The sequence below is a fragment of the Novosphingobium sp. ERW19 genome, from assembly GCF_012641315.1.
Classification (GTDB): Bacteria; Pseudomonadota; Alphaproteobacteria; order Sphingomonadales; family Sphingomonadaceae; genus Novosphingobium.
The window spans coordinates 78,103-90,499 of record NZ_JABAIC010000011.1; the positions used below are offsets into that span (position 1 = coordinate 78,103).

The 12,397-nt window shown below is 56.5% G+C and carries 8 protein-coding genes; 3 read left to right on the forward strand and 5 right to left on the reverse strand.

Annotated features, from left to right (window positions below):
• Positions 1-161: 161 nt before the first annotated feature.
• Complete coding sequence (locus HGI46_RS18320) at positions 162-2,261, reverse strand: CocE/NonD family hydrolase (RefSeq protein ID WP_162896105.1); 2,100 nt, start codon at positions 2,259-2,261, stop codon at positions 162-164.
• Between the two features lie 60 nt (positions 2,262-2,321).
• Positions 2,322-4,463, reverse strand: a complete 2,142-nt coding sequence (locus HGI46_RS18325) for a CocE/NonD family hydrolase (protein ID WP_118074322.1) — start codon at positions 4,461-4,463, stop codon at positions 2,322-2,324.
• Between the two features lie 375 nt (positions 4,464-4,838).
• Here HGI46_RS18325 and HGI46_RS18330 point away from each other — a divergent pair, with 375 nt between their 5' ends.
• Positions 4,839-5,429, forward strand: coding sequence for a hypothetical protein (locus HGI46_RS18330; RefSeq protein WP_125955331.1), 591 nt, complete (start codon positions 4,839-4,841; stop codon positions 5,427-5,429).
• A gap of 8 nt (positions 5,430-5,437) precedes the next feature.
• On the opposite strand, the gene HGI46_RS18335 is transcribed toward HGI46_RS18330, so the two are convergent.
• Together HGI46_RS18335 and HGI46_RS18340 are read right to left on the reverse strand one after the other, a co-directional pair.
• A complete protein-coding gene (locus tag HGI46_RS18335; protein ID WP_168852284.1) occupies positions 5,438-6,682 on the reverse strand; it encodes a sulfotransferase in 1,245 nt (414 codons plus the stop codon).
• A gap of 122 nt (positions 6,683-6,804) precedes the next feature.
• On the reverse strand, positions 6,805-9,276 hold the full coding sequence (locus HGI46_RS18340) for a TonB-dependent receptor (RefSeq protein ID WP_162896107.1): 2,472 nt from the start codon (positions 9,274-9,276) through the stop codon (positions 6,805-6,807).
• On the opposite strand from HGI46_RS18340, the gene HGI46_RS18345 reads away from it, so the two are divergent.
• Complete coding sequence (locus HGI46_RS18345) at positions 9,266-10,555, forward strand: aromatic ring-hydroxylating dioxygenase subunit alpha (protein ID WP_205525209.1); 1,290 nt, start codon at positions 9,266-9,268, stop codon at positions 10,553-10,555. The genes HGI46_RS18340 and HGI46_RS18345 overlap by 11 nt on opposite strands.
• Here the strand turns inward: HGI46_RS18345 and HGI46_RS18350 are convergent.
• Positions 10,549-11,184 carry a TetR/AcrR family transcriptional regulator gene (locus tag HGI46_RS18350; RefSeq protein WP_346766774.1) on the reverse strand — a complete coding sequence of 212 codons (636 nt, stop codon included), beginning with the start codon at positions 11,182-11,184 and terminating at the stop codon, positions 10,549-10,551. The genes HGI46_RS18345 and HGI46_RS18350 overlap by 7 nt on opposite strands.
• A gap of 300 nt (positions 11,185-11,484) precedes the next feature.
• Here HGI46_RS18350 and purU point away from each other — a divergent pair, with 300 nt between their 5' ends.
• A complete protein-coding gene (purU, locus tag HGI46_RS18355) occupies positions 11,485-12,324 on the forward strand; it encodes a formyltetrahydrofolate deformylase (RefSeq protein ID WP_233497657.1) in 840 nt (279 codons plus the stop codon).
• Positions 12,325-12,397 lie beyond the last annotated feature (73 nt).

Consider the following 12,397-nt stretch of genomic DNA (forward strand, 5'->3'; position numbering starts at 1 on the left):
TAGTGCGAGCGTCGCACCTCCGAAAAACCAAGAGTTCCAGCGCAGAAAATTTCCCTTGGGCATCGATCTAAGCTCCCTAATATTTGTCAAATTGTCATGACGGTTTCACCAAAAAGGTGCCCTTCACAACCCACCGATTTCGATGAAAATATTGAATCCAGTCAGTTTCCGTTACGCGGGATACGATTGGACCATTGCCTCGCAAACAGAGCCTTATCGTTCAGCTTGGCCTCGATGCTTTCCTCGACGATAAATTCGCTGGGGGTGCTGGTCATCGTGGTTTTGACGCGTGCTTCCGTTTTCCATCCATCGCGCGACGAAGCATTCTCGGAGGTAAATGCAATGCGGTAGGAATTGACATCTCCCTCCGTGATCGTGGCATCTAACGAAAGCCCTGAACCCAATTGCATTTTTATCGGCTCCAGATTTTGGAGCTCCATTGGCAAGGCAACTTCCATAACCCCTTTGCGCTTCCCGGCTGCTCCCTCAATTCTTGCCAGCCTGCTCGTCGGCTTCATTTCCTGTGCAGGAGATCGTGCAGGATTGGGCAATGTCTTGATCGGCATATCTGGTTCGGTTGTCCTGCCAATGCGTAGGGGCAACTCCAGATGGGTCACGCCAGTAACCAAGTGCAGCGCAACATCTTCGGGCGCGGGCCAAACAATTGGCCACTGGTTTTGGGATATCGACAGGCGAAGCCGGGAGCCTTTTCTTATACGCCGGGAAGTATGCTTCAAAAGCACCTCGTGGGTCTGTTCGGTTCCTGGTGCAATAGGGACATAGGCCGTATGATCAGAGTTGTGCGCGAGATTGCGGACGCCGTACGTCAACAGCCAAGATCGTCCGTCTGGCGTAACTTCATTAAGTCGTACTGCGATCTTGGCAATGGGCTTGTCAGCGACGAAATGGAGTTTCAGTCTTGGCTGCCCAACAATATCAATGCCTTGTGTGAGCGGCGCTGTTTCGAATAGAATCGAAAAGTCGTCGTCAAATGATTGCTCGACAGGTGCCTGGGATGTCATGTCGATCGGAGACAGGACTGGTATAGCCGTACCTACAAGGACATTAGCGGGAATCTCGACTTTGCCTTTGGGCGAGCGCTTGCGGCTTAGTATTCCGCCCTGTCCCAATCGGTAAGAGGTCTTGCTGATCTGGGCAGACGGCCAGGCCTCATCCGCTACCCAACGGCCCGGAACGTCTTGGGGATAGCATTGTGCCACCGTTGCTTCGGCCACGAACGACCGCAACATCGGCTCTTTCATCAAGCCTGTGTCATGACCATTCAGCCAATGGTCCCACCAGCGCGCTTCCTCAACCGCCCAATCGAGCCGCGGTCCCGGATCGCCCTCCTGCGGCCAGTCATGACCCCATGGGCCGATTATGCCCTTCCGTGGGCAGTCAAGCCTCTCCAATATTCGAGGCACGGTATCAATGTAGGAATCCTCAAGTCCGCCGATTGCATAGACAGCGCATTTGACCTTTGAGTAATTCGAAAGAATTCTATTTCTCCAGTACTGATCAACCAGCTGGTGGCGCATCCATTCAGAAACCAGAGGAAGCTGTGCCTGCAATCGCTCAAGCCACATTGACTGCCAGACTTCGCCCACGAGCTCCGGATCGGGCGGCACCGTCATGACCTGTTTCCAGATTGTGCCCCAAACCACTTTTTCGTTGATGACGCATCCGCCCAGTGTATGGACATCGTCTGTATAGCCGTTTTCCGTGCCCATTGCGGCGATGATGGCCTTGAGCTCGGGAATATCTTTGCCTGCCGCCTGGTAGGCCGTGATCGCACCGTATGAAATGCCCCTCATCCCGACATTGCCATTGCACCAGGGCTGGCGTGCTATCCACTTTATCAAGGGTGAAACGTCAGCTTGTTCGGGCAAGTCATACTCGTTGACAATTATGCCGCCTGACTCACCAGTGCCGCGCACATCGACCCTCACTAGGGCGAAACCACGTGGGACCAACCACGATGCGGTTCGGTCGTCGACACGCCGATAATTTCTACGTTTGCCGTAACCAATATACTCGAGGATCGCTCCTACCGGGCGGGCATCAGCATCTTCGGGCAGGAAAATTCGCGCTGCCAGCTTCACGCCGTCAGGCATTTCAATCAAGCTGTGCTCAACAACTTTCAGCTTCCGGTTTGCTGGCGGTAACCAAACGTCCGTCTTGGCCCAAGCCGGCCGATACCAACCGCCAATCGCCGAAAGCGCGCCCGCGCCAGCAATGAACTCCCGCCTCGACCCTTGCATGCTCTTCTCCTCGTCACAGACACCGGCCTCGCGCTCCGCCCGAGGACTCAATCGGTCGCCCTATTGAAGGTCGCGCGGGATGCACTCATTCCATTCGCGTTCACGAACGACCTTGCCGTCCCTCAATAGCTGCCGGACATGCCTATAATGGAAGGCCCCGGCATCGCTCTTGAGCTCCGTCGTGCCGCGCCATTCGACATCATGCTCTCGCCATTTGCTTTTCATGAACGATCGGCCAACAAAGCTGGCTTTCGCGGGATCATCATCGGCAACGGAAAATTCGACTGATACGTCCTCCCCGTCAGGGCTGGCCCACTGATAACCGCGTTTGACGGTCGTCGTCCGCTTCAGATCGTCGCGCAGGATTTGACTTCTGACCGGGCCGTTCCAGGTCGTTTCAGCATGGCCGCTGCCTGCTGCTTCCGCTTCAGTCACTGTCAGATTGCGGCTACCCATGTCGGCCGCCGCCTTTTCGGCAGCTTCGGGCGCTTGCGGCGGAATGACCGGCAGCGCGAGCGTCGAGCCGCCCTCCCCCACGCCGAGCGTCATGACCAGCGGCTTCGCCGACGGCCAATAGGACGGGAACAGGGCATTGGAGACCGAAATGCGCATGCGGTGACCAGGTTGGAAGATCCATGAGGTGGCGTGAAGTTTCACTTCCAAGGGATACCGGGTTCCTGGCACGAGTGGCTCCGGCTCGACAGATGATTGGCGTTGTGCGCCGTTCAACGCCCCGCCCGTGACCAGCGTTGTGGTCCCGTCAGGAGCTACGTCGGATAGCTTCACGAACCAGTTCGCATGATCGACATCGACTGAGGACAGCAGCGACGCGACCGGAGAGCCAAGAATCTGCAATTCACTCGTCAGCGGCGAGCTTTCATAGATGAGCGCTGTCGCGTCGCCCTCGCGCTGATCCGGAGACACATCGATCCAGCCCAGTCCTGCGCCGACCCCCGTACTGGCAATCATGCGCAATCGGTGATCCGAAGCCGGCCCCGCAATGGGCGCTAGGGCGTGGCTCTCGGTCAAAGAGAAGATCTGCGGCCGGATGGGCGCATTGTTCCAGCGCGCAATCGAGCGCCACTCGCCAGGGATTTGCGAGCGCGAAATGATCGGGCGGTAGGGGCGCCGCATGAAGACACTCACTTGCGGCTTTTCAAGCACGCCGTTCTGCTTGCCTTTCAGGAAGTAATCCCACCAATCGAGTGTTACTCGCCCAAGATCGGCGGTCGGCCCGGGATAATCCGAGCTGTGATTCCAGGGGCCGATCACCGCCCGCACAGGCCCACGCGAGTTTTCCAAAGCGCGAATGGCCGCGTTTCGATAGGGATCATGCCACGCTCCGACCATCATAGTCGGCACATCACCTGCAGAGGGATTAAGATCACGGCGCAAGCCGCGGTGCCAGAACTCACCGTCCCGCTGCTGCCGCAGAAATGTAAGACTCATCGGCTGCTGGTCGAACCGGTTTCGCAGGATCTCCTCATCGAACGGATCCTGATCCGGCGGTGTCACAAACAGCATGCTGTCGGCGGCGACTGTATAGTCGTCCATATGGAGGATACCCGAAGGATAGCGAACATCCTCGGAGTAAATGTCTTCGGTCGCCATGAATGTGACGATGGCTTTGAGCGCAGCCGGTTTCCTGGCACCCACCAGCATGGCGGTGAAGCCACTCCACGAGGTCCCAAACATGCCTATGCGGCCGGTTGACCAAGGCTGACTTGACAGCCAGTCCACGGCCTCAGCCGTATCATCAAGCTCGGTTTGGGAGTATTCCCGGTCTGCCAGCTTCCCTTCACTGGCTCCCGTTCCACGAAGATTGAGATAGGCTACGACATAGCCTGCCTTGACGTAGTCGGCATACCACGGGCGTCCGTAGCTTCCACAAGGACTAGCATATCCATCGACCGTGAGAAGAACTGGGAATCTCTCTTTCGGAGGCGCCTTGGAAGGTTTGGCAAGGCAGATTTCCAGTTGCACTCCATCCTTCATCACAATCTTTTGTCGCAAGAAGCTAGCTTGCGGGGCATCTTTGGCACTGGCGTAGGACGTGGTAAGGATCGCAAACGCTGCCGCGAAACCCAGACTTAGACGACTCATTGTACGAGAACTGCGCGAAACCAGGCAGCCCGGTTCGATCTCGCGCTTCTGTATCTTCTGATCGCCGTCACTTGCCCAGACAGCAATTTCTCCCGCCATTCTCCGTCCTCCACTCGGTGAGTGGCCGAATCATCCAGCCTTGACACTACCATACAGTTCTGTATTGTAATGCCAAGCGCGATGAAATCGGGTTTCGTCAATATCTCCGGGGCGCCGATCCACAGCCTCCCACTGGCGTCAAATCTCAAAGACTCGGTGCAACGACCAAGCCACGCCCCGCAAGTACTCACCGCATCCGAAGGAGTTTGTTGAGTGCACAGAAGTTTTCGACGGGTCTCCTGCCTGATCGCCGGGGCGGTTGCTGTCTCAGTTGCTGGCGCTGCGTCGGCCGGAACCACGGCAGTTTCAGACGCCAGGCGCCTAACGTTGCAAAACGTCGGTGCTGAGAATACTGAATATCGGGACCGCAGGGCCTTGAGACTCATCGTTTCTCCTGAAGCGGAAGCAGCTGATATCGACGCGACCTTCGCGGTGCTTCCCTATCCGCCGATCAGAGATTTTGTAATTGAGGCGGATGTAGCAGGCATGCCCGTATCCGCGGAAACCACCGCGAGAGGTTTTGTTGGTATTGCCTTCCACATCGCCGAAGATCGGAGCAGTTTCGAAGCCATCTACTTGAGGCCGACCAACGGCCGCGCCGAAGATCAGGTGCGCCGGAATCGCGCCATCCAGTACATCTCCCATCCAGACTATCCTTGGCACAGATTGAGGACTGAGGATCCGGGGCAGTTCGAGTCCTATGTGGATCTCGAACCGGGGCGATGGACTCGCATGAAAATCGTGGTCGAGGGTGCGCGCGCCAGCCTGTTCGTTAACGGTGCCAAGCAACCTAACCTGATCGTCAGCAATCTCAAACTTGGCGAGCGTTCGGGGCGAGTTGGTCTGTGGGTCGGACCAGGTTCGATCGCCCATTTCTCCAACGTTGTAATCAAGCCGATTCCCGCTCGATCAAAGCCGCATGAGCTGACAAAAGACAGCGAGCCAACGTCCGCCACCGCCCGTTAAACGGGACGTCATTCTGTTACGAGGCCTTCTGCCAGCATCGCCTTGCGCATCGGCTCCAGATAGGGCGCAAAATCGCGCCATCCGCTCAACCCCCTCGTATGAATGGGCTCCCTGATCTGGGCCGCGCTGTGCGAGGTGTTCGCAGTTGACCCCTTGTGTGGTGACAGGCAATCTTCATTCCAGTCGAGGCCGCAGGCAGCCACGAGTTCGCGGATGCCGGTTGTCGGATCGCGCACCAAATCGTCATAAAAAACATGGTGAATCCTGCCGGGCAGTTCGCGGCTCCAGTGGTCCATCAGCCTATGGAATGCCGCGATGTAGCGTCCAAGCTCAACCTGATCATAGGAAAAAGGATAGCCTTGTACGAACAGCGTCTTGAACATGCCCCAGCCCACCGCAAGTGGCGGCTTGTGGACATGTACGATGCGCGCACGTGGCAAAGCTTTGGCGATGAGCCCAATATAGAGATAATTGAGCGGCAGTTTGTCGATAATATGCAGTGACGGGTCCCGGCCTGCCGATGCGAGCGCGTGATAGAACTCACCCAACATGACTGGATCCAGCGTCTTGCTGAACGGGATCAAGGCATGTTTGCCGCCCCCCCGGAATCCACTCGCTTTTGCGCAATGCTCCAGCGCGCGCGCGAAGGCCGACATCTCTCCACCAGATACGACGTCGGGATGAGCTTCAAGAATGCGCTCCACCAGGGTCGTCCCCGAGCGCGGCAGGCCAAGGACAAAGATCGGCGCAGCACCGGAAAATCCCTCGCCCATCGACGCCAAGGTAGAACTAGTAAAGGTGCTGCGAATTGCCGCTAGCGCCGCGAGATCATCGCCAATGTCATAATCCAGATGGCATCGCCGCAACTTGGTGGCTGCGTCCAGGGCAGCAAAGGCCTGGGCAACATGACCAAGGTCCTCCCGCTCTTTTGCAAGCGCATAAAGTAGCCGCATTCGATGCTGCCAAGCCGGGTGATCACCGCCCAGTGCTGTCTCGATCTGTGCAATGTGATTGCGAACGCTTGTTTGGCGCCTGAGATGACTACGATTTAACCACGCTTCGCTATCTGCAGGGTCCACAGCTATGACGGCATCATAGTCCTTTTCGGCAGATTCCAGCTCACCAAGAAAGCGAGCCGTCGCCGCGCGATTGAAACGCACGCCGACCAGGTTCGGCTCGCGTGTAAGCACGCTGTCGAAAAAGCGGTTGGCTAGGCGGTAGTCGCCCGCAGCGGACGCGAGATCGCCAGCCATCGCCGCAGCCTGAACATCAGCGACAAGCTCGTCGAAAGATCTCGTCAGGCAAGCTCTCGCGAGGTCGGGCCTGTTCCCGGCAAGAGCGCCGCGCGCCTGCTCAAGTGCTGCCCTCGTTTTGCTCACTGTCTCAACGTCAGGCGAATTCCCACTGTCCGCGGCCGCGCAATATAGTCCCCACGGTACAAGGCCCTGATGTTCGGCGGCGCAAGGTTATTTCCGGCAGTTTTCGCTGAAATGCCATCGACGTCAAACACGTTCGTCACAAAGATCTGCATGCGCAGCGCCGAACTCCAGTCATAGGCGACCGACATGTTCGTCATGGCGAACCCATCGAGCCTAGCAAATCCCGGAGAATTTGGATCGAGGCTAGACAGTACATCGCTCCGCCAGTTCACATCGGCATGGAAGTCGATGGTCCGATCCTTGTTGCTACCCAGCGGAACCGAAATATCAATGGCGGCACCCACCTGGTGCCGCGCCGAACCGGGCAGCCGGGTACCAGAAGGTGCGATAAAGTTGCGCCCGCCGAAGGCAATCGGACCAATAACTTCGGTCGTCTTGGCATCGGTATAGGCGTAGGAAATTGATGCTGTGACCATTGAGGTCGGACGCACCTGAGCCTCAAACTCGATCCCTTGCGATCTGGCCCGGCCGCCATTGACAATTGTTGGTGTACCGGCCCTGGAGGCAATTTCAATCTGGATGTCTTGCCAGTCGATGCGAAACGCAGCAAGTGAGTAGCTGATCGCGCGGTCCAGCAACCGGCCCTTGATGCCGAACTCGTAATTGTTGGCGCTGTCCGGACCATAGTTCAGGAAGGTACCCGGATCGCAGGCCGGACAGGATCGTGGTCCGATCGGGTAGGCGTTGGCGCCGCCCGAGCGGAAGCCTTGGCTAAAGGTGAAATAGGCCAGCTGGTCGCCGAATTCGTACGATGCGTTCCCTTTGAAAATGGCCTTAGTTTCCGAACGCGAGCCGGAACCTTGCGACGTCCCGTTCGCGAGATAGGCGGGATCCCTTGACGCACCATCACCGCCAAAAAGCCCCAGCGTCGGAAATGTCTGAACTGTACTCTGGCGGAACTTCTGATTAAATACTCGCGCACCTCCAGTGAACGACAAGGCGGGGGTCGCATGCCAGGTAAATTCCCCGAAACCCGCCAGCTCCTCAAAACGCACTTGACGATCGAAGGTGAAGGAGGTGTCGGGCGGATTGAGCGTGCCGGGCCGAACCCCTCCGAAGTAGAGAACCACGTCATTGGCATAGGTGTCAAGAAAAACGCCGCTTCCTGGCAATGTCGAATAGGCTGCAAGTCCTGGCACTGTCGAGAGAGAGAATGTGCCCTGTTCACGGTTCTGGTAATATCCCCCAATCACATATTCGAACGTGTCACTATCATTCGAAACCAGCCGCAGCTCCTGCACAAATGAACGATCCTTAACTGTGTTATAATTCGTGGTCGAAGCACGTGGATAATTTCCATAATATTGGATGAACGCATTGGCGATCTGGGAATTATCGAACAGGTCATCCGACCGGCTGCGGGAATAGGAGGTCGCGGATGTCAGCGTCGCAAATCCGAAGTCGACTGTCCCGGTAAGCGATGCAAGATCGATATCCGTATCAATTGGGCTTACCGGGATAAACTGACGATTTTCATAGCCGGAATTGCCAGTGCGGAACGGGAATGCGTTTGCCTTGGTGTTCTGGTGAAGATAGCTCGCCTCGATGTCCACGGCATCGGTGGGCTGCCAGCGCAACGCGGCGCGGGCGAACCAGATTTTCGCCCAGTCAATGTCCTTGATCGCCCGGGTCACGGCTGGGCTGGTAAGGGGGCTTGCCGGATTAGCCAGCACAACCTGCGCTTCCGGATTGAACCTGATATCCTTGTCATAAACATAGGCATTAGTCGCGTTGATGATCCCGGCCTGATACTCGTAGCCCCCATTTAGACGCAGGGCTAACGTGGAACCGATGGGGACGTTCAGCATGACATCAGTGTCATAGCCAGCTTTGCCTGCATGTCGCGTCGTCGATGCGGCGAGGTTCGCTTCATAATCGAACTTGCCAATGTCGGGGCGATTGCGGATCAACCGAATTGTTCCGCCAACTGACCCCGCACCGAACAACGTGCCCTGCGGCCCGCGCAAAACTTCGACGCGGGAAATATCGCTGAGCTTGAGGTTCGCAAAAACAGGGATGTCGTCGATATAGGTCGATGTCGCAGAACTTCCGAGCCGGGGAAACGATGTTCCACCCCCACCAATCGCGTCAGTCGATACGCCGCGAATGATGAAGTTGTTGTTCGAGCCGTTGGCACGCGGACCGTAGTCAACCGCAATCAGACCGGGCGTGCTATTCCGCAACCCAGCAAGATCGGTGATGTTAGCCTTCTCCAGCGTATCTCCTGAAACCGCGCTGATGTTGTAAGGAACATCGAGGACGGTCTCTTCCCGGCGGGTAGCAGTGACCACAATCTCGTCGGCCTGTGATGAGCCGCTGCGATCAACCTCCTGAGCGCTCGCAGATTGCGGATGCATCATCACTGCGAGACTTGCAGTCTGCAGCAAAATTGACCGCTTGAATCTCATCAATCCCTCCCTTTTTGACCTCAGCATTTTAACGGCATCGAATCAAAACCATACAGAACTGTATTGTATTGAAGACCCATTGGCAATATGGAAAGGAGCCCATTCGGATTCGCGAGAGGTCATGATGAGTCAGTTTGTATCTTCAGCCATGAAGGCGTCTTTGCCATTCCGGTGTTACACAGAACCAGCGTTCTTCGAGCGGGAGCGCAGCGCACTCTTTAGCCGGGAATGGGTATGTGTAGCGCGTTGCGAAGACGTACCAGAACCCGGCAACGCTATCGTAGTGCCGGTCCTTGGAGAGAGCGTGATTGTCGGGCGTCTCGAAGACGGCAGCCTGCGCGCCCACCAGAATATCTGCCGTCACCGCGGATCAAAACTTTGTGGTGATGATTCGAAATGGGGGGTTACCCTCAACGGGGGAATTGACCGGGGCTTCATTCGCTGCCCCTATCACCAATGGACCTACGGTTTCGACGGCGCGCTGATCAATGCACCTCACCTGACTAAATCGGACGATTTCAATGTGAAAGATTTCAGCCTGATCCCGGTTGGTATCGCAACCTGGGGCGGGTTCATCTTCTTGAAACTGCGCCCAGAGCTTGGGGAAGAGATACCCAGGGCACTTGGGGTTGCTGATATTGGTCTCGCTCCGAAACGGCTCGCAAATTACCCGCTGGACCGACTACAGACCGCGCATACCATCAAATATGAGGTCGCCGCGAACTGGAAGGTCATCGCCGAAAACTACAATGAATGTTATCACTGCAGCGGTGTCCATCCGGAACTTTGCGAAATCGTGCCGGTATTCCGCAAGAAGGGTGGTCTCGAACTCGACTGGGAAAATGGTGTACCCCATCGCGAAGGAGCCTGGACCTACACGTTCACCGGCACGACGTCCCGCAAGCCGTTCGCAGGGCTCGACGAATTCGAGTTGGTTCGGCACAAGGGCGAACTCGTCTATCCGAACATGATGCTCTCAATGAGCGCAGAACACGGTGCCGCCTTCATCCTCTGGCCTATCTCAGCCGAAAAGACGATTGTCGAATGCCGCTTTCTCTTCGATCCGGAGGAGATTTCCCAACCCAATTTCAACGGTTCCGACGCGATCGACTTCTGGGACATCACGAACCGCCAGGATTGGGCAGTCTGCGAACGCGTCCAGCAGGGTATGAGCATGGGAGCGCTCGAACATGGCTGGTATGCACCAATGGAAGACGACAGCCTCGACATCCGCAAATACCTTGCTGACAGGTTGGGGGCTGGAGCCATAAGTCAGTAGAGCAGTACCTTGTCGTAGAGCGCTCCAAGGCGCTTGCGCTCGGCGCTGCTTTCGCGGATGCCGAGGGTGTAGTAGCCTACCTGATGATAATAGATGATGCGACCGCGGACCTCCGCTTCGTCGCCCGTGAAGCCATAAGATTTGAACATCTCCGCAAAGGCAGCAACTCTAATGTCGTCGATGCGGTGCACAGCTTCCGCAACGTCGGGATCGGTTCGTGCCCAGTCACGGATTGCCGAATCAAATGCCGGGTCGAATTCGGTTTCGTCGATCCACAAGCGGCCGACAGTCGCATCAAAATCCTCGCGATCGCCGCGTGCGCCGGCCGCCTTGATCGCCGCCAGCATTGGTTCGGTGTTACTTGCTTCCCACAAATGCAGCAGTGCATCGAGCAGCGCGTCGCGATCTTCAAAATGCCAGTAAAAGCTGCCGCGAGTTACGTTCATGCGCTTTGCAAGCAAATCGACTTTTACGCCGTCAATACCGCTTTCGACCAGCATAGTTTTCGCTGCATTGATCCAGTCTTCGCGACTTAAGCGCGACGAGGTCCGGTTTGAACTGGACGTTGGGGGCTTTGTCCGCCGACGCAATGTACCGGCGCTTCCTTCGCTGCTCACCGCACCTCCCACCAGTCCGTACCCCGCTCAAAATTACGAACGATCAAACAACAGCATGCCAAATTCGCATAAAGCGAGGCATCCTGATGTCCCCACCTCATAACAGAACGGCAAGAATGGGGACCTTGACCACCTCAATCCCACCAAATTTGCGCAACGCCAGGATCTACGAGTCGCCAGTTGGCCCGCGCGTTGGCAATAGGCTCCGCAGGAGCAGAGTTCAACGCTTGCGATTTCCATACACTGCTGTATGGTCATTGAATGACCTGAGGCTGCTGTGGAAATGGCTTCGTAATCCATATGACAAACAAAATGTTCCTTACCATTCGCTGCACTGATCGGCCAGGACTCGTCGCGGCTGTCACAGGCTTTCTTGCCGAATCCAACTTCACAATCGTGGAGTCGCACCAGCATCAGGATGCCGACGACTTCTTCATGCGGATCGTATTCAAGCCGGTGTCAGCAGCGATACCCTCGCTGCCTGAGGTTGAATCCTCTTTCGCACCCATTGCATCACGGTTCGATATGACAGCGACCTTCACCGATGCCTCAAGGAAGCCAAGAATCCTGCTGATGGTTTCGCGCTTCGGGCATTGCCTGCATGATCTGCTCTACCGCTGGCGCGCTGGCCAACTGCCAGTGGAGATCCGAGCTGTTGTTTCGAACCACGAGGACATGCGCTCATTCACCGAGTGGAACGGCATCCCGTATCATCACCTGCCCGTCACTCCGCAGACCAAGCCAGAGCAGGAACGGGCTCTTCTCAAACTGGTAAAAGAGAATCACATCGATCTGGTTGTTCTGGCTCGGTACATGCAGATCTTGTCACCAGATCTTTGCGCATTGCTCGCTGGGCGGTGCATCAACATTCATCACAGTTTTCTTCCAAGCTTCAAAGGTGCCAAGCCCTATCACCAGGCCCATGCCCGCGGTGTGAAGCTCATCGGTGCGACGGCTCACTACGTTACAACCGATCTCGATGAAGGCCCGATCATCGAGCAGGACACGCGGCGCGTAAGTCATTCTCGTACCGCCGAGGAACTCACGCTTATTGGTCAGGAAGTCGAGGCATCAGTCCTCTCGCGTGCCGTCCGCTGGCATGTCGAGCAGCGTGTCATACTGAACGGATCCCGAACGATTGTGTTTGATTGAACGGAATGAGCCCAGCAGGTTGACGACCTGTTGCGGGCTGTCCAATGCCACGTTTGTCAAGCCCCGCGTCACA